The organism is Nocardia sp. NBC_01503 (assembly GCF_036327755.1).
In the GTDB taxonomy this organism is placed as follows: domain Bacteria; phylum Actinomycetota; class Actinomycetes; order Mycobacteriales; family Mycobacteriaceae; genus Nocardia.
The window spans coordinates 851,287-874,363 of sequence record NZ_CP109596.1; the positions used below are offsets into that span (position 1 = coordinate 851,287).

The following is a 23,077-nucleotide window of genomic DNA, read 5'->3' on the forward strand; positions in this document are numbered from 1 at the left end:
CACGCTGCCAACGAATTCGGGTATCCACTACGGTCTATCCCATGAAAATCAGCCGACATCACCCGGCACAGTGCCCAAATCCGCGCACGATCGGCTGACGCGCGCGGCGGGGGTCAGGATCTTGCGGTTGACGGCAACGTGACGGATCGACCATACGACGTGTCCGGCAACCGAATCGGGAGCGATATCGGCTGCCGCACCGAATCCAGCGCGCGATAGTAGGCATCCTCGTAACCCGCGCCGAGCCGGTCGGTGCCGAAGAGCCGCTCGACTCGACCGCGGCAGTCGTGCGGGTCGAGGCCGCCCGCCCGCGCGATGGCCGCCGGCAGCTGCGCCGGATCGTCGCAGATGATGCCGGTGACCCCGTCCTCGATGACCTCATCCACCGCACCGCCGCGCAACGCGACCACCGGGGTACCGCAGACCATGGCCTCGATCATCACCATGCCGAACGGCTCCTCCCACTGGATCGGGAACAGCAGGCAACGCGCGGAGGCCAGCAGTTCACGCTTGGACACCGCATCGGCCTCGCCGAAGACCGAATCGGAGGGGTTGAGCAGTGGGCGAATCCGCTCTTCGAAGTACGCGCGCTCCGGGGGTTCGTTCAACTTGGCCGCGAGCACCAGCCGAATACCCGCGGAGTGCGCCGCCTCCAGGGCAAGGTGCGCTCCCTTGCACGGCGCGTAGCGCCCGAGAAATAGCGCATAATCGAGCTTTTTCGGGCGAAAGGGCCATTCTTCCGGTCGAAGCGCATTATGCACACGACCCAGCCAGTTCAAATCCGGCGCCAATTCCCGCTGCCGATCACTGATCGCCACGAGTTGCGCACCGCCCTCCAGGGAGCGGTAGTAGTCGAGCATATCGGCGTCATCAACCGGGCCATGCGCGGTGACCACGGTCGGTATCCCCAACCTCCGATAGAAGGGGGCATTCAATGGCCCCGCGAAGGTATGGTCGTGCACGATATCGACCGCGTCCGTCACGGCCAATTCCGCGACCACCTGCTGAACCTTGAGAGCGTGCACGATCTCCGGATATGGCTCCCCCAGCCGCGCGGTCAGGGGCTCCGGCCAGATTTGCACGAATTCTGCTCTGGTACCCGATCTGCCCGATCCGAGCAAAGTTACCCGATGCCCGCGACAGACCAATTCATCCGCCAATTCGGCGACGATGGCTTCGATGCCACCGTATCCGGCAGGAGGAATATCGAAATAGGGTGGCGCGACCAACACGATATGAAGTGGTCGCGCTTCGATAGCGCTGCTTAAACGTGCGGAACTCATCGCAAATCTCCTCGCCGTTGAGGTGCGAAAGTGGAATTGTTCGCAACCACCATGGCAACAGCGAGGCAGATTATCAAGACCACACACTAGACAATTGTCACCAACATGCCGGAAATAAGACAAACCAGACATATAACGAATCAAGAAAAGGACATATCGCAACCTTGCTACCGGTCATGGCTCCAATACGCCACCGGCATGCGATCCCAAATCCGCCGCGCGCTGGGCGATGGCCTTGCCCAGGTCCGAGGTACTGGCGGTACCACCGAGATCTGGCGTGCGCACCAGTCCCTCGCCGAGCACCGCGCGAACGGCGGCGTCGATGGCGGCGGCGGCCGCGGACTCGCCGAGATGGTCCAGCATCATGGCGGCGGCCAGAATCTGCGCCACCGGATCGGCGATACCCTGCCCCGCGATATCGGGTGCGCTGCCGTGGACCGCCTCGAACATGGACGGAAACTCACGTGTGGGGTTGATATTGCCCGAAGGCGCGAGACCGAGACCGCCGGTGACAGCCGCGGCGAGATCGGACAGGATGTCGCCGAACAGGTTCGAGCCGACGATCACATCCAGTCGGTCGGGATGCAGCACGATCTCGGCGGCCAGCGCGTCGACGTGCATGGAACGCACCGCGACATCGGGATATTCGCCGGCGATCCGCTCGACGACGCTGTCCCAGTACGGCATCGAGTGGATCAGGCCGTTGGATTTGGTAGCCGAGCACAGCCGCCGATCGCGTTCGCGCGCCCGATCGAAGGCGTAGCGGATGATCCGCTCACAGCCGACCCTGGTGAAAACCGACTCCTGGAGTACGAATTCGTCCGGCCGCCCGGGATTGTGCCTGCCGCCGATCTCGGAGTATTCGCCCTCGGAGTTTTCCCGGACAATGAGGATGTCCAGATCCGCCGCGGTGCGATCACGTAGCGCGGATTCGGTGCCGGGCAGCAGGCGCACCGGCCGCAGATTCACAAACTGCGCGAACGCACGCCGCAGCGGGATCAACAACCCCCACAGCGAAATATGATCGGGCACACCGGGAAAGCCCACCGCGCCGAGCAGGATGGCGTCGAACCCCGCCAGTCGCGCCGGACCATCCGGCGGCATCATGGCCCCGGTGCGCAGATAGTTCTCGCACGACCAGTCGAAGGCGGTCCACCGCACGCCGGGCAGCACCGCGTCGACCACGGCGACCGCCTCCGCCGTCACGTCCACGCCGATGCCGTCACCGGGAATGGTGGCGATGCGATAGGTCACAGGCTCTCCTTCACAGTGCGACCCGGATGTATTTGGTCTCCAGGAATTCGTCGATACCAACCAGGCCGCCTTCGCGCCCCAGCCCGGACTCCTTCACCCCGCCGAAGGGCGCGGCCGGATCGGACACCACGCCTTCGTTCAAACCCACCATCCCACTGTCGAGCGCCTCGCTCACGCGCAGACCGCGCCGCAGGTTCTCGGTGTAGAGGTAGGACACCAGACCGTAAGGCGTGTCATTGGCGCGGTTGATCGCCTCGTCCTCGGTATCGAAGATCGACAGCGCTGCCACCGGGCCGAAGATCTCGGTGTGACAGATCCGCGCGTCCGCAGGCACACCGGTGAGAACCGTTGCGGGATAGAAGTTCCCGGGCCCCGCGAGTGGTTCGCCGCCGGTGAGCGCGACCGCGCCCCGGGCGCGGGCATCGGCGACCAGAGCGGTCACCTTGGCGACGGCGGCGGCGTCGATGAGCGGACCCACCACCACACCGGGTTCGGTTCCACGGCCCATGGGCAGTGCGGCCATGCGCTCGGTGAGCCGGGCGGCGAATTCGGCGGCGATACCGCGCTGCACCATGAAGCGATTGGCAGCCGTGCACGCCTGGCCGATATTGCGCATCTTGGCCAGCATCGCACCCGCCACCGCGGCCTCCAGGTCGGCGTCGTCGAACACCAGGAAGGGAGCATTGCCGCCCAGTTCCATGGAGGTGCGCAGCACGGTACGCGCGCACTGCTCCAGAAGCAGTTTGCCGACCGCCGTGGATCCGGTGAACGACAGTTTGCGAGCCCGACCATCGGCGATCATGGGTGCGACGACCGCCCCCGGATCGGAGGCGGTCACCACATTCACCACCCCCGCGGGCACACCGGCGCGCCGCAGCACGTCGGCGAGCGCCAGCATGGACAACGGCGTCTGCTCGGCGGGCTTGACCACACAGGTGCATCCGGCGGCGAGGGCCGGCCCGATCTTGCGGGCGCCCATGGCCATCGGGAAATTCCACGGAGTGATGAGCAGGCTCGGCCCGACCGGCTGGCGAGCCACCAGGAACCGGGAGCCACCGGTGGGCGCGGGCAGATAGCCGCCGTCCAAGCGGACCGCCTCCTCGGCGAACCAGCGCAGAAATTCCGCGGCGTAGGCGACCTCGCCACGTGCCTCGGCCAGCGGTTTACCCATTTCCAGGGTCATCACCAGGGAAAGTCGTTCGACCTCGGCGAGCAGCAGCCGGTGTGCCCGCATCAGGATGTCGCTGCGCTGTCTGGCCGAGGTGCGCGCCCAGTCGCGCTGGGCGACGGCAGCGGCGGTGAGTGCCGCGGCTCCCTCCTCTGGTCCGGCGTCGGCCACCTCGCACAGCGGCTCCGCAGTGGCCGGATCGGTGACCGGCATGACAGCGGGACCATCCCGCCAATCGCCGTTGATGAACAGTCCCGCCGGGACACTGTCGATCGCGTCCCGCTCCGCCTGGGTCAGGCTCGTGCCGGTGAGCATCGCACCGTTCCTCCCGCCGTGGCCGCCGGTTCCCGCGGCCGAATCCATTGCCGCCGTGCTGCCGCCCATGTTATGCATATTGTCGACAATCGGACAATAGACAATAGACAATTCGACCTGTGCCGACGCCGTCTCGCGCCGGACCATTCCGGAGGCGATCACCCATGACTGCCCTGTCCCCCGTCCTCCAGCAGGCCACCTCCGTCACCGTGGACCACGGCGCGGGCTGCTACCTCTACGACACCGACGGCCGCCGCTACCTGGACTTCACCGCCGGGATCGGCGTCACCAGCACAGGCCACTGCCATCCGCGCGTGGTGGAGGCGGCCCAGGCGCAGGTCGCGCGACTGATCCACGGCCAATACACCACGGTCATGCACCGGCCCCTGCTCGAGCTCACCGAGCGGCTGGGCGATGTGCTGCCCGAGGGATTGGATTCGGTGTTCTTCGCCAATTCCGGCAGCGAAGCCGTCGAGGCCGCTTTACGGCTGGCCCGCCAGGCGACCGGACGGCCCAACATCATCGTCTTCCACGGCGGCTTTCACGGTCGCACCGTCGCCGCGGCCACCATGACCACCTCGGGCACCCGCTTCTCCGCCGGATTCAGTCCCCTCATGGGCGGGGTGCACGTCGCACCCTTCCCCACCGCCTTCCGATACGGCTGGACCCAGGAACAGGCCACCGACTTCGCGTTGCGGGAACTGGACTACATCCTCGCCACCCTGACCGCCCCCCGTGAAACAGCCGCCTTCATCGTCGAACCCGTCCTCGGGGAAGGGGGCTACATACCGGCCACCACCGAATTCCTGCGGGGCTTGCGCGAACGCGCCGACCAGCACGGCATCCTGCTCATCCTCGACGAGATCCAGACCGGATTCGGGCGGACCGGAGAGTTCTTCGGCCATCAGCACTTCGGCATCCGGCCCGACGTCATCACCATCGCGAAGGGCCTCGCCAGCGGCTTCCCGCTGTCGGGTATCGCCGCGCCGACCGACCTCATGGCACGCGCCTGGCCCGGATCCCAGGGCGGCACCTACGGCGGCAACGCCGTCGCCTGCGCGGCCGCCATCGCCACCCTCGAGGTGATCGAGAAGCAGGGTCTGGTCCAGAACGCGGCGCTGCGCGGACGGGAACTGCTCGACGGCGTTCGTGCCACCGCCACCGCGGGCATTGGTGACGTACGCGGCCTCGGCCTCCTGGTTGGCGCCGAATTCACCACCGCGACAGGGGAACCCGATACCGCGGCCGCCACCGAGGCGCGCCGACTGGCGGTCGAGAAGGGCCTGTTGCTGCTGGCCTGCGGCGCACACATGAACGTGGTACGGATGATCCCACCGCTGATCGCGACCGCCGAACAGATCAGCGATGGGCTCGATATCTGGACCGAGGTACTCGCCGAGCTGTAGCCGTCACGGACCGACCGAACCGGAAGGCAGAACCATGAGCCGATACCTGACCGTCACCCTCGCCAAGGCCGGAGTCAGCTGCCGCGCCCGTCTCCTCGACGCCGAAGCACCGCACACCTGCGAGGCGGTGTGGAACGCACTGCCGCAGGAGGGTGATGCCTTTCACGCCAAGTACGCGCGCAATGAGGTGTACACCCTGCTGCCGCGGATCACCGCCGCCCCACATCGCGAAAACCCCACCGTCACACCGATTCCCGGTGATGTATGCCTGTTCGATTTCGAACCGTGGGAGATCGGCAACCCGGCCTACGGGTACGAACCGGGCTCGAACGCCCACCATGCGCGGGGAGCGACCGACCTGGCCCTGTTCTACGGCCGCAACAATCTGCTCATCAATGGCGACCTCGGTTGGGTGCCGGGCAGCGTGTTCGCGACCATCGAGGACGGCCTGGCCGAGATGGCGGCGGCCTGCAACGCGCTGTGGTTGCGCGGCGTCGAAGGCGAGACCCTCGCCTTCGCGCGCGCGATCTGACCGGGGCGCTCAGTCCGCCAGGATGGCTTCGGCGTAGCGAGCCAGGGCCAGCACCAGATCATCGGAGTGCCGCGGACCGACGATCTGCATTCCCACCGGCAGACCGCCGGAGGTCACTCCGGCGGGAATGCTGATGGCGGGCTGCTGGGTGAGATTGAACGGGTAGGTGAACGGCGTCCACTGCGGCCAGCTCCGCAGGCCGCTGCCGGGCGGGACGTCGTATCCGGCGGCGAAGGCGGGAATCGGCACGGTCGGGGTGATCAGCACATCGTGGGCGGTGTGGAACGCACCCATGACGATGCCGATATCCGCGGCGGTGGCACGAGCGTCGAGATAGGCGACGGCACCGAGATTCGCGCCACGGTCCCAGACCTCGCCCAGCCCCGGGTCCACCAATTCGCGGCTGCCCGCCGGGAACTTGGACAGCAGGGTGGCCGCGCCCGCCGCCCACAGGTCCTCGAAGGCCGCGAGCGGGTCGGTGAAACCGGGATCCGCGTTCACCACGCGTAATCCGGCCCCGGCCAGTCGCTCCACCGCGTTCCCGACCACGCTCGACACCTCCGGATCGACATCGACGAAACCGAGAGTGGGCGAGTACGCGACGGTGAGCCCGCGGACATCGCGATGCAGTTCCCCGCGGAACGTGGTGATGGTGGGCGGCTGCGCGGTCGGGTCGCGCGGGTCCGGCAGCGACAGGATGTCCATGAGCAGCGCCGCGTCCTCGACCGTGCGGGTCATCGGCCCGGCATGCGCGAGCGGCCCGAACGGACTGGCGGGGTACAACGGTATCCGGCCGTGTGTCGGTTTGAATCCGACAATGCCGCAGAAGGCCGCCGGAATCCGGATGCTGCCGCCGCCGTCGGTGCCCACCGAGACCGGTCCCATACCGGCGGCCACCGCCGCCGCGCTGCCCCCGGAGGAGCCGCCGGCGGTGCGAGTGGGATCGACCGGATTGCGGGTGACTCCGTTGAGCGCACTGTCGGTGGTGGCCTTCCACGCCAATTCCGGTGTGGCGGTCTTGCCGAGGAACACCATGCCGTCGGCGCGCAGATGCGCGGCCACCGGGCTGTCCACCGGCCATGGCACATCGGCGGCGATGGCCCTCGACCCGCGGCGGGTGGGCCAGCCCTCGGTCAGGAACACATCCTTGATGGAGATGGGGACGCCGTCGAGCAAGCCCCTGACATGGCCGCTGTGCCAGCGCTGTTCGGACTCCTTGGCCTGTACCAGGGCCCGCTCCGGGTCCACCAGGCAATAGGCGTTGACCGCGTCGTCTCGTTCGGCGATGGCGTCGAGAATCGCCTGGGTGGCCTCCACCGGCGACAGCGCGCCGGCGGTGTAGGCGGAGACGAGTTCCACCGCGGTCATGGTGGACGGATCGGTGGGAATGTCGGGATTCGACATCGCTGGCCTCCTTCAGGCGGGCACGTACCCGAGCTCCTTGTCGACCACATTGTCCAGCGGCCGACCCTCGATCCAGTTGGCGAAGTTGCCCGTGAAGGCCGCCACCAGTTCCTCTCGCCACCCGGCGGTATCACCGGAGTTGTGCGGCGTGATCAGAACCTCGGGCAGATCCCACAGCGGGTGTCCGGAGGGCAACGGTTCGGGGTCGACCACATCGAGTGCGGCGCCCGCGATCGTCCCGGACCGCACCGCGGCAACCAGATCGTCTGTCACCACTAATTCCCCACGACCGACGTTGATGAAACGTGCCCGCGGCGCCATGGCAGCGAAGGCGCGCGCACCGAACATATGACGGGTCGCGGGCGTCAACGGCGCGATGGCGATGACGTAGTCCGCGCGACCGAGTTCGGCGTACAGATCGTCGCTGACGACACCGAAGTCGGGGTCCTGGGCGCGGGCGCGGCGACCGACCGCGCGCACGGTCATGCCCACGGCCCGCAGCAGCCGGGCGATGGCACGGCCGATGGACCCGGTGCCGACCACGAGCGCGGTGGCTCCGGAGATCAGCTCGCCGTCACGGTGCCGCCATTGCCGCCGCGCTTGCAGCCGCCGCGACTCCGGCAACCCCTTGGCGAAGTTGAGTATCTGCGCGAGAACGTATTCGGCGATGGGCCGATCGAAGACGCCGCGAGTGTTGGTGACCAGCACGTCGCTCGCGATCAACTCGTCGAACATGACCGGGTCCACGCCGGTCGCCGCCATGTGCACCCAGCGCAGCCGATCCGCGGCGGGCCAGGCGCCCGGAATCGCCCGGCTGAGAAAGTCGTAGACGAACAGTACGTCGGCCCCGCGCAGGGCATCGGCGAGGCGATCCGCTTCGGTGTAGCGCACGGTGGCGCGCTCGGCCACCGGAGTCATGAGATGTGGGTCCGGTAGCTTGCCGTCGTGAAGAACAGTCACAATTGGCCCCTTTTCCACGTTGACAGGCTAGAAAGTCATCGTACGATTGTCAACAATCCGAGTGCGCACATCCCTGGATTCTCGCTCGGGGTTTGCCGGAGGCGAAGTTTCCGGCAGAGAGAGTTCTGCACCGCGGGCGAGAGGGGCCGTCGTGGAACTGTTTCTCCCCGAGTTCGAGGGGCCTGTCGCGCAACGCGGCATCGGGATCATCGCCCCCTTCGATCTCGCGTTGGAACGTGAGCTGTGGCGCTGGGTGCCGCTGGAGGTAAGTCTGCATCTTGCCCGTACACCGTACGAACCCGTACCGGTCTCGTTGGAGATGGCCGAACTGGTCTCCGACGCCGTCCATCTGACGTCGGCGACCAGGAATGTGCTGCACGTGGAGCCCGAGGTGGTCGCCTACCTGTGCACCTCGGGCAGCTTCATCAAGGGTCTGGCGTACGAGAAGTCATTGCGCCAGACCATTTGCCAAGCGGGCGCGCGCGACGCGGTCACCACCTCCGGGGCGCTCGTCGAAGCGATAGCCAAACTCGGCCTGAGCCGGATCTCGGTGATCACCCCGTACGACGAGATCCTCACCAACAAACTGCACGACTTTCTGACCGAAACGCATTGCGATGTAGTGCGTTCGGATCATCTCGGGCTCGGTGGCGGTATCTGGCGGGTCAGCTACCGGACGATCGCCGAGCGCATCATGTTCGCCGACGACCCGGACGCGGAGGCCATCTTCGTCAGCTGCACCAACCTGCCCACCTACGACATAATCGAACCGCTCGAACGGGCGCTCGGCAAACCGGTGCTGACCGCCAACCAGCTCACCATGTGGGCCTGTCTGGGCCGCATGAAATTACCCATGATGGGGCCGGGCAAATGGCTCCAGGATGTCTTCTGACCATGCGAGGCGACCCATGCTGAATACCGCGACAGTCGGGTTGATCTACCCCGATCACGCCGCCGAGGACGACTATCCGCACGCCGCCGCGCTTTTGGGCGTGGACCTGCCGGTGGCCCATATCTACGGCACCGACCTGCACGCCGTGCCCGAATTGCTGGAGCTGGGCAGTCCGGCGAAGCTGGCGCACGGCGTGGAGTTGCTGGCCCCACATCAGCCGGAAGCCGTCGTATGGGCATGCACCTCCGGCAGTTTCGTGTATGGCCCGGCGGGTGCGCGCGCCCAGGCCGAGGGGCTGACGCGCGTCGCGGGCGTCCCGGCATCGAGCACCAGCTTCGGCTTCGCCAATGCCGCACGGGCACTCGGCGTACAGCAGGTGGCGGTAGTGGCGAGCTATCCGGACGAGATCGCGCGGCTCTTCCTCGATTTCCTGGCCGCGGCGGGCATCGAGGTGGTGTCGATGTCGAGCGCGGATATCGACACCGCGGCCGAGGTGGGCACCCTCAGCCCGGCTCAGGTGCTGGATTTGGCCGTGGCCAACGACCATCCCGACGCCGCCGCCGTGCTGATACCCGATACCGCCATGCACACCCTGGCGGTATTGCCCGAACTCGAGGCGGCACTGGGCAAACCGGTGCTGACCGCCAATCAGGTCACCGTTTGGGAGGGCCTGCGACTGGCGGGCCTGCTGGACCGACTACCCGAGCGCCCGAGCCTGGGTGCCCTATTCACGGAGATTACGACAGATGCCGATCGCTGAATTCCAACCGGTGGACCGTCGGTCGACAGCCGAGATGATCGCCGACCGACTGCGGGCGGCCATCATGAACGGTGCGCTGCGTCCCGGTACCCAACTGGTGGAGGCCGAGCTCGCCGCGCAGTTCGACGTTTCCCGCGGCCCGGTGCGGGAAGCCATGCAGCGCTTGGTATCCGAGGGGCTGGCCTACAGCATGCGTCACCGCGGCATCTTCGTCATCGAACTGACTCTCGACGATGTGCTCGATATCTATCGGGCGCGGGCGGCCATCGAAGGTGGTGCGCTCGATCTCATTCTGGACAACGGTCGAAGCGCGGCCGCCGTCGCGCTGGCCCCCGTCGTCGCCGATATGCGAGCCGCCGCGGCGCGAGGTGACGCGGCCGGCGTCTCCGATGCCGATCACGCCTTCCACAAGGCGCTGGTGGCCTGCTGCGGCAGTCTCCGCCTGATGCGCGCGGCGGACACCCTGCTCATCGAGACTCGCATGTGCATAGGCGCGTTGGAGAGCACCTACGCCGACCTCGCCGAGCAGGTGACCGAGCATGAGACACTGCGGGCGGCGATCAGTGACGGTCCGGCCGACCACGCGCGCGCCCTGCTCGCCGAACATATGGAGGACGCCATCGCGCGCCTGCGCACCCGTTTCTGAAGTCGTCCGGCCGCGCACGATTCGCTGTCCGGCCGGACCCCTGATCGGCGGGTCAGCGGTCGGCTATTCCGAGGAGTTCGTCGCCGATGGCCAGCAGTGGGGCTTCGATACCGGAGCGGGCAGCCAGGTGGGGGGTCAAAGCTATTTCGTTGCACAGGGTTTGGGCGGCCTGGACGCGGATGCGGGCGGCGATCGGATCCCATCGCGGGTGCACTTCGACGGCCAGGTGCACCCATTCGGCGATATACGCGTGCTGGGCGGCGCGGCCGCGCTGCCGGTCGGGCTCGGGCAGGTGCATGGCCTCGGAGAGCAGGATCTGCACCAGATCCGGGTTCTCGAAGGTGAAGGCGCGGTAGCTGCGCAACAGGCGGTGCAGTCCGTCGCGCGGATCGGTGGCCTGGGCGAAGGCGCGGTTCATATCCATGCGCAGCCATTCGTCACCGCGGAGGACGGCGGCGGTGAGAATCTCGGCCTTGGTGGTGAAGTGGTTGTAGACGCTGGGGCCGGCGATACCGACGGCCGCGCCGATATCCTCGATGCCCACCCCGGCGAAACCCTTGCGGGCGAAGAGTTTCGCCGCCTCGGTGAGAATCGCCTCACGGCGCGAACGCGTCGAGAGCACACCCGCGCGGGCCACCGGCGCGGTCGGCTCGGGCAGCGAGATCGGGGCGTCGATGGTGGCCGAGACGAGTTCGCCCAGCAGCGTGGTGAATCCGGGCTCCGGGAGCGAAAGGCTGTGGAAGGAAACACTATTGACGACCGCCAGCGCACAGCGTGCGAGCAGATCCGCCTCGTCGGTGCTCGAGGCGGGGCGGCGTTCGCGCACCAATTCGGTGAGCCGCGCGATGATTCGGCGGCTCGCCGCGCGCAATTCGGCGCGATTGTCGGCGGACAGATGCCGGGCCTCGCGCCGCCACAGCACACCGATCCTGCGATGGGCCAGCGCGGCCGTCGCCAATCCGGTACCGACATCGGCGGGGGTGGCGGCGCCGAGTGCCCCCTCGACGGTGGCGAGCGCATCGGCCACCACCGTGGCGAGCATGTCCTGTTTGCCGCGAAAGTGCCGGTACAGCGCGGAGGGGCCGATGGCGACCGCCTCGGCGACCTCCCCCATCCCGACCGTGGTGTACCCCTTGCGATAGAACAGATCGCTCGCGGCCAGCACGATCAGCTCGCGCCGATTGGCCGGCCTGGTCCCGCGGACCGGGCCGGGCAGCGTCTGCCTCTCCGGCCCGCTCACCATCTGTTCTCCTTCATCGCGCACCGCCGGTGGGGCGGTCGGTTGCCTAGTGTCTACCGCATCCGCCCACCGGCACGAACGAGCGGCTCGTCCTACATATTGAAGCCGCCGCCGCAGATGAGGGTCTGCGCGCTGACGTAATCGGATTCGGGCAGGCAGAGCAGGTAGACCGCACCGGCGGCCTCGGCGGGCGTACCGGAGCGGCCGAGCGGGATCATCTGCTCCATGGCCGTGAGCAGGTTCGGGTTCACCCCGACCTTGATCTCCTTACCCTGCATATCGATGGTGCCGCCGGTCCCGGCCGGGGCCTCGGTGAGCCGGGTCTTGATCACGCCGAACGCGACCGCGTTCACGGTGACGTTGTAGCGACCCCACTCCTTGGCGATGGTCCTGGTCAGACCGAGAATGCCGGCCTTGCCCGAGGAGTAGTTCGCCTGTCCCGCATTACCTCCGGTGCCCGCGAGCGAGGAGATATTGACGACCTTGCGGCAGGGCACCGGCTCCCCCGCCTCGCGCGCCTTCTTCACCGCCGCCGAGATGACCGGCTGTGCGGCCCGCAGAATCCGGAACGGGGCCTTGAGGTGCACGTCGAGAATGGCGTCCCACTGCTCGTCGGTCATCTTCTGGATGACCGAATCCCAGGTGTATCCGGCATTGTTGATAATGATGTCCAGCCCGCCGAATTCGTCGACGGCGGTCTGGACGAAGCGCTCGGCGAAGCCCTCCTCGGTGACGCTGCCGACACACGAAACCGCCTGTCCGCCCGCGGCTTCGATGGCCGCGAGGGTCTCCTTGGCCGGTTCGGCGTCGAGGTCGTTGACCACCACCTTCGCACCTTCGGAGGCGAGTTTCAGCGCGATCTCACGGCCGATACCGCGGCCGGAGCCCGAGACAATGGCGACCTTGCCATCCAGAGTTCCCATGGGGATATTTCCTTTCGATCTGCGACGACGGTGTACTCAGAGCGCGATTACAGCGTCGCCGGTCAGTGTGACAGTGCCGTCGGCGAGGGTGACGAGGAGTTCGAGGGTGGCGCGCCGCTCACCGTCCACCTCGTCGATGGCGACGACCTTGCCGGTGGCGGTGGGTTCCGCGTGTACGGGCGTAATGGCGGCGAAGCGCACCCGGTACGACCGGATCGACTGCTGCGGAACCCAATTCGTGAGCAGTCGGCCCAGATACGCCATGGAGAGCATGCCGTGCGCGAAGACATCGCCGACCCCGGCCAGCTTGGCGAAGTCGATATCGATATGAATCGGATTGTGGTCCCCGGAGGCTCCGGCGAAGAGTGCGAGGGTGGTGCGCGAGATGGGCCGAATCCGCAAGGGCGGCAGCTCTGTTCCCACTTCGACGACGGTGGGTGTGCTCATTTGCCCGCTCCCGGATTGCGTACCACGACAACGGCCTTCAGATCGGCCACGGCCGACCCGTCGGGCCGCGTCACCGCGGTCTCCTTGACGATGAACTCCAGTGCCCCACCCTTTTTGCTGTACACATCGGTAATGCGCGGCGTCGCGGTGAGCACATCACCCGGATAGGCCAGGGAGTGATAGGTGAACGACTGCTCGCCGTGCAGCACGAAGCGCAGATCCACCCCGGCCTCGGCGAGGTCGGCGAAGGCGTCCGGCTGTTCGAGTTCGATACTGAACAGGAAGGTCGGCGGGGCCGGAATATCCGGGTGCCCGGCGGCTTTCGCGGCCTCGACGTCGGTGTAGATCGGATCCGTCTCGCCGATGGCCTTGGCGAAGATGCGCAGCCGCCCGGCCTCGACGGTCACCGTCGTCGCGGGTAGCGCTTTTCCGACGATGGCGCGGTCGACGGCCATATCAGCCCACCTTCTCGTACAGGGTCACCACGGCAGCGCCGCCGAGACCGATATTGTGCTGGAGCGCCAGGTTCACGCCGTCCACCTGACGATCCTGCGCCTGACCGCGCAGCTGCCATACCAGTTCGGCGCATTGCGCCAAACCCGTTGCGCCCAAAGGATGTCCCTTGGAGAGCAGGCCACCGGACGGGTTGGTCACCACCTTGCCGCCGTAGGTGTTGTCACCGTCGGCGATGAACTTCTCGGCGGTGCCCTCGGGCGTGAGCCGCAGTCCCTCGTAGGTGAGCAGTTCATTGGTGGTGAAGCAGTCGTGCAGCTCCACCACCCGAATATCGCCCGGGCTCACCCCGGCCGCCTCGTACACCTGATCTGCGGCGGCCTGCGCCATGTCATAGCCGACCACCCGGGTCATATCGCCGCTGAAGGTGGAGGGGTAGTCGGTGGTCATGGCCTGTGCCTTGATGGCGACGGTGACCTCGATGCCATTGGCGCGCGCGAACTCCTCGCTGACCAGTACGGCCGCGGCCGCACCGCAGGTGGGCGGACAGCACTGCAATCGGGTCAGCGGTCCGAAGATTCGCGGCGACTCGAGCACCTGCTCGACGGTCACCGGATCACGGAATACCGCGTACGGATTATTGGCGGCGTGTTTGCGCGCCTTGACCGCGATCCGGGCGAACACCTTCGGATCCGTACCGTACTTGTCGGCGTACGCCTGGCCCGCACCGCCGAAATACTGTGCGGCCATGGGCGCTTGGTCGTCCCAGCCCTGTAATGCCTTGGTGGCCTCGTCGAATCGGCCGAACGGGGTGGGCCGGTCACTCCACATGGAACCCAGCGCACCGCGCATCATCTGCTCGAAGCCGACGGCGATGACGCATTCGGCCGCACCGGTCTCGATGGCCTGGCGGGCCAGCCAGAGTGCGGTCGATCCGGTCGAGCAGTTGTTGTTCACGTTGACCACCGGGATGCCGGTCTGCCCGAGGCCGTAGAGCACCGCCTGGCCCGCGGTCGAGTCGCCGTAGACGTATCCGGCGTACGCCTGCTCTACGCGGCCGTAGTCGATGCCGGCATCGGCGATGGCCTTGCGGGCGGCGGTCTCGCCCATGACGTCGTATGGCTGGGTCTTGCCGGGAGTGGTGAATGGGATCATCCCGACCCCCGCGACGACAACGCGTCTACTCATGGCGTCCTCACTGAAAACTAGCAGCAGTTCACTTAGTGAAGCGCACTGTATGTGGCAACGCAATACCCAGACTTCTGTGACCGGAGTTACGGTACCGGTGATTCACATCGATCGGAAAGAGCGGGGCAGCCCGCGCGCCGCGAGACCGCGGCGAATCGGTGTCGCCTAGGGTCGATTCATGTTCGTGAAGCTGTGCGGTCTGCGGACCGAGGAGGATGTGGCCACCGCCGTGGCGGCGGGGGCCGATGCGGTGGGCTTCGTCTTCACCACGAGCCCACGGCAGATCTCGGTCGAAGCGGTGCGAGAACTGCTCGCCGGCGTGCCGCCGCAGGTGCTGTCCGTCGGTGTGGTGCACGGGGTTTCGGCGGCCGAAGCCGGTGAACTGGCCAAGGCCGCCGGGGTGGACGCGCTGCAACTGCACGGCGACTACCCACGCTCGGCCTTCGATGAACTGGCCGGATCGCGCCTGCTCCGCGCGACCTCGCTCACCGCCGAGACCGATGTGCGCACCGGCGCCTACGGCGAGGAGTGGCTGCTGCTGGACTCCCCCGTCGCCGGATCGGGCGACCGCTGGGATCTCACCGGACTCGAGCGTGCGCGGCCGACCGGCCGGTGGATGCTCGCGGGCGGTCTGTCACCGGCGAATATCCGCGAGGCCATCGCGGCCGCGCGGCCCTGGGGCGTGGATGTCTCCAGCGGTGTGGAGTCCAGTCGCGGCGTCAAGGATCACGGGCTGATGCGCGAATTCGTCGCACGCGCCCGGGAGTGACGGCACCGCGCAACAGGCATATTCAACCTGTAGCCGAACTGTCAGGCGCCCTCGTCATCCGTGACGAGAAGTGCTGTGAGCGCGGCCAATTCGGTGCTGCCCAGCCCGTGCGCGCCCAGGTACTCGGCGACCGAACCCCAGCGCTGCCGGATCCGGTCGAGGCTGCGCACCATCAGCTCCGGCGGGGTGCCCGCCAGGAACAGCCGGGCGGCCTCGGTGGGTTCGATGCCGTGCGCCGCCAACCGACTCATGGTCTGATCGGCCCATTCGCCGTACAGATACTGTTGGGACGCGGCGTAATCGGCGACCACGTCATCGTCGCTCACCCCGGCCGCGGCGAGCGCCAGCGCGATCACCATGCCGGTGCGATCCTTACCGGCGGTGCAGTGCAACACGATCGGGCCGGAGGCGGCGGCGATGAGTCCGACCGCCTTGGCCAGGGATTCGCCGCGATCATCGACGATGAAGTCGTAGACCAGCTCGAGGCCGAGCTCGATGCCCATGGTGTTGGAGCCGCCGGTGGATTCGAAGATCGGCGCGTGCACATCGGTGAGCGACAGCTCGGCGACCCGGTTGGGTGATTTACCGCGCTCCTCGATCGTGCGCAGGTCGATCACGGTGCCGATGCCGCGTCCGCGCAGGGCGGCGACGCCGGTATCGGTCAGATTGTGCAGGGCATCGGAGCGGTACAGCACACCCCAGCGGGTGGTCCCGGCTCCGGCGCGGTAGCCGCCGATATCCCGGAAGTTGTAGGTGCCTTCGATCGGGATGTGACGCTGTTCGACGTCGGCGTGCATGCCGTGCCCCTCACTACCTGGTTGTGAAACGAAATTCCATGATCAGAAGATTTTATGGAATTACGATACAGAGAGCTCGGATACGGTGGGTGAACAGCCGCCGACAAGACATCCTCACTCCGGGCAATCGGGTGGATTCACCTGCGCCTCACCCGCACTCACCAGGTCCATCAACTGGTCGAACACCTCCGCCGGGGCCGAACCGATGACCCGCGATACCGCCGAGCTCAACGCCGACAGCAGCAGTAGCTGCACCGCCTGCCCGGCGACGGCGGTATAGGCGTCCGCACGCGGCTGCCCGGCGCCCGCCACCAGCACCACATCGCTCTGCGCGCACAGCCGTGACCGCGCGTACCCGCTGATCCCGATAATGGTCGCGCCCGACGACCGCGCCGCCGCCACCGAACCCACCGTGACCGAGTTCTCGCCGGTGCTGCTGATACCGACCACCACATCGCCCGCACCCAGGGCACGCGCGCTGAGCTGTTGAATCACCGCATCGGCGGGGACCTCGCACCCCCGCCCACCGGTCACCAGCAGCAGCGCCAGGGCCTGCGCCGCTGGCCCGGATCCGCCATTGCCGATGATCAACACCCGCCGAGCTCGCGCGATAGCCGTTGCGGCGGTATCGAATTCCGCGTAGTCCAGCGCGCCCAGCGCATCGGAGAGCTGCCGTACCGATGCGTCGAAGTATGCCGGAACCCACTCTCGGCTCGCCGCCGCGTCCAACTGGGGATCGCGCGGCCGCCCCACCCCCGCATCCCGGATGAGCAGCATGCGCAGATGCTGAAATCCTTTGAACCCTAGGCTCTTACAGGTCCGGATCACGGTCGCGGGCGAGGTCCCGGCCCGGGCCGCCACATCGGCGGCCGACAGCAGCGCCACCTCGTCCGGATGTTCCACGAACTGCACGGCGACCCGCTGCTCACTGGGGATCAGCGAGGGCAGCAGTGAACGCACGACGCCGAGGGTGCCGCCGATCGGCGGATCACTGGGACTGGTGCTCATAGGTCGTGTGTATCACGACGCCGATTGCGAACAGAGTGACGGATGAGCGACGCAACGCACCCCGGGCACACCCGCCGACGGGTATCGGTAATAGCATTTCCACATGGACGTAGATCGTTCCGCCACCGCCGCACCCGCAGCCGCACCCGGTGATCTGACCGGACTGGTCGGTAAACATCTGATCTACGCGTATGAGAACGGCTGGAAGTACGAACTGTACGTACGCGATTCGGTGACGGTCAGCTTCCGCTGTCTGATCGGGCCGATGTTCGGGCGGTGGTCCACGCATCAGAGGGCGAAGATCGTGCAGCTGGACGGCGATATGTACAAGCTGGCCTGGGTCGAGCCGACCGGCACAACCACCGTGGTCATCGCCTGGTTGAGCGAACTCCGAGTGCACACCACCATCTGCTATCCGCAGTGGATGCTCGATTTTCCGGAGATCACACTCGGGCGCTACGAGGACGATCTGGACGCGATCGTGGCCGCCCGCGATGCCGGGCCGACCTATCCGCTCACGCTGGTGGCCTCCACCGGCTTGATCACCTTCCTGGAATCCCGGCCGGCGGATGACGACACCGTCATCGATTGCTCACCGAGCAAGCTGCCGGTGGATTACGCCAATCGGACCGGCTGAGCCGGGCGCTCGGATTGCCCGGGGCACCATCCGCTTCGGGGCAAACGTGTCCCGGGCGGGACATCGCCGTCACCCTAGGATGAGCGGGTGTCCGCAATGAAAGAGCAGATTCTGGCTGCCGCGACGCCCGTGCTGGCCCGGGATCGGGGCGCGTCCATGCAGGTGATCGCGCAGGCCGCCGGGGTCAGCCGGACGACATTGACGCGACTGTTCCCGACTCGCGACGCCTTGATGACGGCCCTGTCCGAGCAGGTGCATGCGGCGGCGTCCGCGGCGCTCGATGCCGCCGAGTTGGTCGATACGCCATTCGAGACGGCGCTGACCACGCTGACCACCAAGTTTCTGCCGCTGGCCCAGTTCTGGGGTGTGCTGTCGGTGGAGCCGCATCTGCTGCGTCAGCCCGAATACACCACGCGCGCAGACGATTTGATTCATCGGCTGGATGAGTTCTTCGCACGCGGCCAGCGTGCGGGACTGTTGCGCGCGGAGCTGTCGCCGCGCTGGTTGTCGTTCACACTGTTCGGGTTGTCCGAGACGGCCTGGTATCTGGTGCTGGATGAGCAGATGGGCGCACGTCAGGCGCCGGATTTCCTGGTTTCGATGCTGTTGAACGGCTCCGGCAAAGCCCGCTGACCAGCCCCTACGAGTGACTCGAGTCATTGCCATTCCGGATACAGGTCCGCTACTTTTGGTACAACATTGTCCCATTAGAGTTGAGTATGTACCGGAAGGATATTTGTCGTGTCGACAGTGCTGGTGATCGGGGCCGGAATGGCCGGACTCACCGCGGCCCGCGATCTGACCCGAGCGGGTCATCAGGTCACCGTGCTGGAGGCCCGCGATCGGGTGGGCGGCCGGCTGTGGACCGATCGCGGCTGGCCGGACGCACCGGTGGATCTGGGCGCGTCCTGGATTCACGGCATCGACGACAATCCGCTCACCGAACTGCGCGATGAATTCGCGCTGCCGACGGTGGTGCTCAACCAGGACGTCATCACCGCGTACAGCGGCGGACGGCGACTGGACCCGATCGCGTTGCGCGAGTTCGAGACTCAGCTCACCGCTGTCGAGTCCGCGATGGAAGAGCTTGCGGCACAGCCGGAATTCGCGCAGCGCTCGATGGCCGCCGGAACCGAACTGGCCCTGGACCAGGTGCCGTTGACCGGCGATTCGGCCGAGCGCATGCGGAATATCATGCGCATGTTCGCTCAGGACGACTCCGGCGCGGACGCCGAACAGGTCGCGTTGTGGGTGATGGACACCGATGAGATCCACAGCGGCGATCAGGAGGTGTTCCCCGGCGGCTACGACCAGCTCACCACCCGCCTGGCCGATGGTCTCGACGTGCGCCTGCGCCATGTCGTCGGCCATATCACGCACTCCGACAACGGAGTTCGAGTCGAGACCGACCGTGGCCCGTTCCACGCCGACCGAGTCCTGGTCACCGTGCCATTGGGCGTCCTGAAGGCCGATGCGATCTCGTTCGATCCGCCGCTGCCCGCCGCCAAACAGCACGCCATCCGCGCCCTGGGCATGGGTGTCTACAACAAGCTGTACCTGCGCTTCGACCGTCACTTCTGGGATGACGCCGACTGGATCATGGAGTTCGCCCCCGACCGCGGCTCGGCCACCGGCTGGTTCCCGCTCCACAAGGTCAGCGGGCTGCCGGTGATCGTCGCCCTGCGCGGCGGTTCGGTCGCGCGCCGCATCGAGCGACTCGACGACCCGACCACCGTCGCCGAGGGCATGGATTCACTACGCCGAATGTACGGCGCGGATATCCCGGAACCCCTGGGCTACAAGATAACTCGCTGGTCGAAGGACCCCTACGCCCGCGGCTCCTACTCCTATCCCGGCGTAAACGCCGTCCCCGCCGACCGCGACACCCTCGCCGCCCCCATCGACCACCGAGTCTTCTTCGCCGGTGAGGCCACCCACGACACCGACGCCACCACGGTCCACGGCGCACTGCTCTCGGGCCGCCGCGAAGCCGCCCGCATCAACGCCCTCGGCTGAGATGGATGTCCCCGGCGCAACCGCCCAGCCGGGGACAAACCCGCTAATCCATTGCGGCTCAGCGGTCCCAGACGCCACTGGCGAGGAAGCGGTCCCACTGGTCGCCGGTGAAGAACAGTTCCGGGCCACCCGGATTCTTCGAGTCGCGCACACCGACGCGAGTCGTGTCGAGATAGACCTCCACGCACTCGTTCCCTTGCGCGGACCGGCTGGACTTGAACCAAGTGCGGATGGGCGGGTTATTGGTCACGCCGCGTACTCCTTCGCAATTTTCAGCACCAGTTTCCTGGTGTCGTCTTCGGTCAACGCTACCTGCTGAATGCCGTCGATCGCCTGCCTGTACCGGGCGATCACATCGTCACGTTCCAGGTAGAGCGCGCCCTCCGGCCCTTCGGTATAGATGACAGGGGGCTCTACCAAACGGCTTGTCGTCGGCGGGAAGTCGAGCAAGGTGAACGATTGCACCACCAGTCCCGGGTACATACCAACCCCATGGGGAACGGCTCGGATCGAGACATTCGATCGTTCACTCAGCTCCGCGAGACGTTGCAGTTGGCCAGCCATTACATGCGCCCCACCGGGCTGGTGGAGCAAAACCGACTCGGACACGAACGCGTCCAAATGCAAGTCGTCGTCGGTCAGGCGGGCCTGCCGGCGGGCGGCCAATTCCAGCCTGCGCTCGATATCGACAGCGGATAGACCGGAGACCGTCGCATTGATGATCGCCCGCCGGTACTCCGAAGTCTGCAAGATGCCGGGCATGAGGACGAGTTGGTGCGAAGTCATGCGACGAGCACCGGTCTCGAGCTTCAAATAGTGGTCGAACCATGTGCCGTATTGCCCCGCGTAGGACTGCCACCAGCCTTTGTGGGTTCCTTGTTCCTTGGCGGCTTTGGCAAGTCGGCGAACCTCGTCCCAAAGCTCCAAAGCCTCAGCGCGTTCGGACGGGCTGGCCGCATAGAAGTCGAGTAGCCGCTCCAATTGCGGCGTCGACAGCTTGGTTGGTAGCCCTTCCTCCATGCGCATCACCGTCTGCTTCGAGGTGTCCGCATGCAACCCGGCCGAGAGAAGGGATCTCTCGTTCCGAAGGGCGCGGAGGAATCGCCCGAATGCCCTGCGAGGGACCGTAGTTCCGGCCATTTCATTAGCCTCACTATCTGGGGATCGCCATGGTGGACCGCAGTTTGGTGACGGCCCCACAGTGGACGGCCGTACAGAAATCCGGTCCACTGTGCGGATCCATCATAATTCCTGGAATCAAGGTTGATGGACGTTCCAGCAGACCAATTCTGTTGTCTACTTGAGCAATAGCACCAGATAGCGCCATTGGGATTACCGTCGGCGCTTCCAACCCGATGAAGTCGAGCATTCGCAAAGGATGGCCGAGATGCCTTGGGACACATGGATTCTGCTCGGAATAACGGGATTGTGTATTGCGGTCATCTGTTGGGCCGCTTGGGGTTTCTATCAGGAGGGTCGCCGCGATGCCCAGTTTCTCCGACTCCAACTCGGGACAGGCGGATACCTCACCGTCCCCGTCGCGAGCAGGCGACGAATGGGACGGCTGCACCGAGGGCAGCACCGAGCCCGACATTTCGCCCACGCAGGGTGGTGAGTAAGCGATGACCAATCCCTATATCGCCCCGGCGAGCCTGCCCAGGCGGACACCTACGGACAATATCGATCAAGGTCCGGCCCGGCATGCGAAACCGACTGTCCACCTGCCACTTTCGGATCAGGATATTGCCGCACTACTGGAGTTGCACGGTCCTCGATGCGCGGCCGACGGCTGCGAACTGCGCACCTATCTCCTCGAATTGCAGACCGCACGCCACAACGACAACGAGCCATCATGACCCGTCGTCACACAAAATCACCCGGGCATCCATTCAACCTTCGCCTACGCCGCCACATGCGTATCCGCGAAAGCCCCCGCGGTGCCGCCCCGAATTCTGGACGAGTGATCACCGGGAACCGAGGGTCGGCACCCGGTGTGTCGCCACCATCAGTTCCTGGTGATCGTATGTCCAGAGGGTAGTTACGGTCGGCGGGCGCGGAGTACGCCGTCGAAGTCGGGGTGGGTCATGATTCGGGCAGGTCCTTCCATTCTTCGGACAGTCGCGCCGACCAGATCGGTGCGCGGTGTTCCAGCAATGCGCGCACGCCCTCGGCGGCGTCGGGACCGCCCATCACCCGCAGGTGCAGTTCGGTCTCGAGTTCGGCCACGCGGCCGGGCTGGTAGCCGCGAACCGCGGTGTCCCACAACAGTCTTTTGCACAGTGCCGCCGACATGGGGGCCACATTGGCGGCCATGTCCCGAGCCTGTTCCAGTGCTACCGGAAGCACCTGTGCGGCGGGCAGTGCCCGGCTGGCCAGTCCGAGTCGGCACGCCTCAATACCGTCGAATCTGCGTCCGGAGAGCAGAATGTCGGCCGCCACCGCAATACCGGCGACCCGGGCCACCGTCCAATGCGCCATGGCATCGGGCAGTACGCCGAGCCGCACCTGTGGAATGGCATAGCGGGCGTCGGCAGCGATGATCCGGATATCGGTCTGCATGGCCAGGGTCATACCGATCCCGATCGCATGGCCGTTGACCGCGGCGATCACCGGTTTACGCAATTCGAAGGCCGCGGGATTCACCGGCGAGGCCGAAAACTCAGCGCTGTCCGGCTTTTCGAACGTGTCCGCACCGCCACCCAGATCCGCTCCGGCACAGAACGCCGACCCCGCGCCGGTCAACACGAGCACCCGCACCGAATCGTCGGCGTCGAGTTCGCGGTACGCCTGTCCGAGTGCCCGGCCCATCGCACCGGTGAAGGCATTGCGGCGCTCGGGCCGATTGAGCGTCAAAATGGCTACACCGCCGTCGATTTCGACGCGCAAGTCACTCATGAGATGCCCTTCAGTACGGTGATCAGATCGGTCACATGCTGTGCCGAGACGTCGTATCCCGGGAAATAGCAGCAGATCCGGTCG

At 66.4% G+C, this 23,077-nt stretch carries 26 protein-coding genes; 10 read left to right on the forward strand and 16 right to left on the reverse strand.

Annotated features, from left to right (window positions below; translation table 11 throughout):
• Positions 1-113: 113 nt before the first annotated feature.
• The 3 genes from OHB26_RS03975 to OHB26_RS03985 form a co-directional block, all read right to left on the reverse strand.
• The gene (locus tag OHB26_RS03975) at positions 114-1,283 is read right to left on the reverse strand and encodes a glycosyltransferase family 4 protein (RefSeq protein WP_330182877.1); all 1,170 of its coding nucleotides are present in this window, start codon (positions 1,281-1,283) and stop codon (positions 114-116) included.
• Between the two features lie 174 nt (positions 1,284-1,457).
• Entirely contained in the window at positions 1,458-2,537 is a 1,080-nt protein-coding gene (locus OHB26_RS03980; protein ID WP_330182878.1) for a tartrate dehydrogenase, read from the reverse strand.
• Between the two features lie 10 nt (positions 2,538-2,547).
• Complete coding sequence (locus OHB26_RS03985; RefSeq protein WP_330185487.1) at positions 2,548-3,918, reverse strand: NAD-dependent succinate-semialdehyde dehydrogenase; 1,371 nt, start codon at positions 3,916-3,918, stop codon at positions 2,548-2,550.
• A gap of 266 nt (positions 3,919-4,184) precedes the next feature.
• Here OHB26_RS03985 and OHB26_RS03990 point away from each other — a divergent pair, with 266 nt between their 5' ends.
• Positions 4,185-5,426, forward strand: coding sequence for an aspartate aminotransferase family protein (locus tag OHB26_RS03990; RefSeq protein WP_330182879.1), 1,242 nt, complete (start codon positions 4,185-4,187; stop codon positions 5,424-5,426).
• 34 nt (positions 5,427-5,460) lie between these two features.
• On the forward strand, positions 5,461-5,958 hold the full coding sequence (locus OHB26_RS03995; RefSeq protein WP_330182880.1) for a DUF3830 family protein: 498 nt from the start codon (positions 5,461-5,463) through the stop codon (positions 5,956-5,958).
• Between the two features lie 9 nt (positions 5,959-5,967).
• Here the strand turns inward: OHB26_RS03995 and OHB26_RS04000 are convergent, their stop codons facing one another.
• A complete protein-coding gene (locus OHB26_RS04000) occupies positions 5,968-7,362 on the reverse strand; it encodes an amidase (RefSeq protein WP_330182881.1) in 1,395 nt (464 codons plus the stop codon).
• A 12-nt stretch (positions 7,363-7,374) separates the two neighbouring features.
• Positions 7,375-8,340 carry a D-2-hydroxyacid dehydrogenase gene (locus OHB26_RS04005; protein ID WP_330182882.1) on the reverse strand — a complete coding sequence of 322 codons (966 nt, stop codon included), beginning with the start codon at positions 8,338-8,340 and terminating at the stop codon, positions 7,375-7,377.
• 133 nt (positions 8,341-8,473) lie between these two features.
• Between OHB26_RS04005 and OHB26_RS04010 the strand changes: the two genes are divergently transcribed.
• From OHB26_RS04010 to OHB26_RS04020, 3 genes are read left to right on the forward strand one after another with little or no spacing between them, the layout of a single operon-like run.
• A complete protein-coding gene (locus OHB26_RS04010; protein WP_330182883.1) occupies positions 8,474-9,214 on the forward strand; it encodes a maleate cis-trans isomerase family protein in 741 nt (246 codons plus the stop codon).
• Between the two features lie 16 nt (positions 9,215-9,230).
• Positions 9,231-9,974 (forward strand): maleate cis-trans isomerase family protein, encoded by a 744-nt coding sequence (locus tag OHB26_RS04015; protein WP_330182884.1) that lies wholly within the window; start codon positions 9,231-9,233, stop codon positions 9,972-9,974.
• Complete coding sequence (locus tag OHB26_RS04020; RefSeq protein ID WP_330182885.1) at positions 9,961-10,620, forward strand: GntR family transcriptional regulator; 660 nt, start codon at positions 9,961-9,963, stop codon at positions 10,618-10,620. The genes OHB26_RS04015 and OHB26_RS04020 overlap by 14 nt, the downstream gene beginning before the upstream one ends.
• Before the next feature lie 52 nt (positions 10,621-10,672).
• On the opposite strand, the gene OHB26_RS04025 is transcribed toward OHB26_RS04020, so the two are convergent.
• The 5 genes from OHB26_RS04025 to OHB26_RS04045 all read right to left on the reverse strand — a co-directional run bounded on the left by OHB26_RS04025 (position 10,673) and on the right by OHB26_RS04045 (position 14,871).
• Positions 10,673-11,863: a TetR/AcrR family transcriptional regulator gene (locus tag OHB26_RS04025; protein ID WP_330182886.1), complete on the reverse strand. Its 1,191-nt coding sequence runs from the start codon at positions 11,861-11,863 to the stop codon at positions 10,673-10,675.
• Between the two features lie 89 nt (positions 11,864-11,952).
• The gene (locus OHB26_RS04030; protein WP_330182887.1) at positions 11,953-12,783 is read right to left on the reverse strand and encodes an SDR family NAD(P)-dependent oxidoreductase; all 831 of its coding nucleotides are present in this window, start codon (positions 12,781-12,783) and stop codon (positions 11,953-11,955) included.
• Between the two features lie 36 nt (positions 12,784-12,819).
• Positions 12,820-13,230: a MaoC/PaaZ C-terminal domain-containing protein gene (locus tag OHB26_RS04035; RefSeq protein ID WP_330182888.1), complete on the reverse strand. Its 411-nt coding sequence runs from the start codon at positions 13,228-13,230 to the stop codon at positions 12,820-12,822.
• Complete coding sequence (locus OHB26_RS04040) at positions 13,227-13,685, reverse strand: MaoC family dehydratase N-terminal domain-containing protein (protein ID WP_330182889.1); 459 nt, start codon at positions 13,683-13,685, stop codon at positions 13,227-13,229. The genes OHB26_RS04035 and OHB26_RS04040 overlap by 4 nt, the downstream gene beginning before the upstream one ends.
• Position 13,686: 1 nt before the next feature.
• On the reverse strand, positions 13,687-14,871 hold the full coding sequence (locus tag OHB26_RS04045) for a lipid-transfer protein (RefSeq protein ID WP_330182890.1): 1,185 nt from the start codon (positions 14,869-14,871) through the stop codon (positions 13,687-13,689).
• 178 nt (positions 14,872-15,049) lie between these two features.
• On the opposite strand from OHB26_RS04045, the gene OHB26_RS04050 reads away from it, so the two are divergent.
• A complete protein-coding gene (locus tag OHB26_RS04050) occupies positions 15,050-15,640 on the forward strand; it encodes a phosphoribosylanthranilate isomerase (protein ID WP_330182891.1) in 591 nt (196 codons plus the stop codon).
• Positions 15,641-15,681: 41 nt separating this feature from the next.
• On the opposite strand, the gene OHB26_RS04055 is transcribed toward OHB26_RS04050, so the two are convergent.
• Together OHB26_RS04055 and OHB26_RS04060 are read right to left on the reverse strand one after the other, a co-directional pair.
• Complete coding sequence (locus tag OHB26_RS04055; protein WP_330182892.1) at positions 15,682-16,437, reverse strand: tyrosine-protein phosphatase; 756 nt, start codon at positions 16,435-16,437, stop codon at positions 15,682-15,684.
• 114 nt (positions 16,438-16,551) lie between these two features.
• The gene (locus OHB26_RS04060) at positions 16,552-17,445 is read right to left on the reverse strand and encodes a MurR/RpiR family transcriptional regulator (RefSeq protein WP_330182893.1); all 894 of its coding nucleotides are present in this window, start codon (positions 17,443-17,445) and stop codon (positions 16,552-16,554) included.
• A gap of 103 nt (positions 17,446-17,548) precedes the next feature.
• On the opposite strand from OHB26_RS04060, the gene OHB26_RS04065 reads away from it, so the two are divergent.
• From OHB26_RS04065 to OHB26_RS04075, 3 genes are all read left to right on the forward strand, one after another.
• Positions 17,549-18,082 carry a phenolic acid decarboxylase gene (locus tag OHB26_RS04065; protein WP_330182894.1) on the forward strand — a complete coding sequence of 178 codons (534 nt, stop codon included), beginning with the start codon at positions 17,549-17,551 and terminating at the stop codon, positions 18,080-18,082.
• Between the two features lie 96 nt (positions 18,083-18,178).
• On the forward strand, positions 18,179-18,715 hold the full coding sequence (locus OHB26_RS04070; RefSeq protein ID WP_330185488.1) for a TetR/AcrR family transcriptional regulator: 537 nt from the start codon (positions 18,179-18,181) through the stop codon (positions 18,713-18,715).
• A 108-nt stretch (positions 18,716-18,823) separates the two neighbouring features.
• Positions 18,824-20,098 (forward strand): flavin monoamine oxidase family protein, encoded by a 1,275-nt coding sequence (locus tag OHB26_RS04075; RefSeq protein WP_330182895.1) that lies wholly within the window; start codon positions 18,824-18,826, stop codon positions 20,096-20,098.
• 58 nt (positions 20,099-20,156) lie between these two features.
• Here the strand turns inward: OHB26_RS04075 and OHB26_RS04080 are convergent, their stop codons facing one another.
• The 3 genes from OHB26_RS04080 to OHB26_RS04090 are packed head-to-tail and all read right to left on the reverse strand — an operon-like array spanning position 20,157 to position 21,467.
• The gene (locus OHB26_RS04080; RefSeq protein ID WP_330182896.1) at positions 20,157-20,348 is read right to left on the reverse strand and encodes a DUF397 domain-containing protein; all 192 of its coding nucleotides are present in this window, start codon (positions 20,346-20,348) and stop codon (positions 20,157-20,159) included.
• Complete coding sequence (locus tag OHB26_RS04085) at positions 20,345-21,238, reverse strand: helix-turn-helix domain-containing protein (protein ID WP_330182897.1); 894 nt, start codon at positions 21,236-21,238, stop codon at positions 20,345-20,347. The genes OHB26_RS04080 and OHB26_RS04085 overlap by 4 nt, the downstream gene beginning before the upstream one ends.
• A 13-nt stretch (positions 21,239-21,251) precedes the next feature.
• On the reverse strand, positions 21,252-21,467 hold the full coding sequence (locus OHB26_RS04090; protein ID WP_330182898.1) for a hypothetical protein: 216 nt from the start codon (positions 21,465-21,467) through the stop codon (positions 21,252-21,254).
• 253 nt (positions 21,468-21,720) lie between these two features.
• On the opposite strand from OHB26_RS04090, the gene OHB26_RS04095 reads away from it, so the two are divergent.
• Complete coding sequence (locus OHB26_RS04095) at positions 21,721-21,954, forward strand: hypothetical protein (protein ID WP_330182899.1); 234 nt, start codon at positions 21,721-21,723, stop codon at positions 21,952-21,954.
• A gap of 226 nt (positions 21,955-22,180) precedes the next feature.
• Here OHB26_RS04095 and OHB26_RS04100 read toward each other — a convergent pair whose 3' ends face one another.
• A complete protein-coding gene (locus OHB26_RS04100) occupies positions 22,181-22,993 on the reverse strand; it encodes an enoyl-CoA hydratase/isomerase family protein (protein ID WP_330182900.1) in 813 nt (270 codons plus the stop codon).
• Positions 22,994-23,077: the final 84 nt, after the last annotated feature.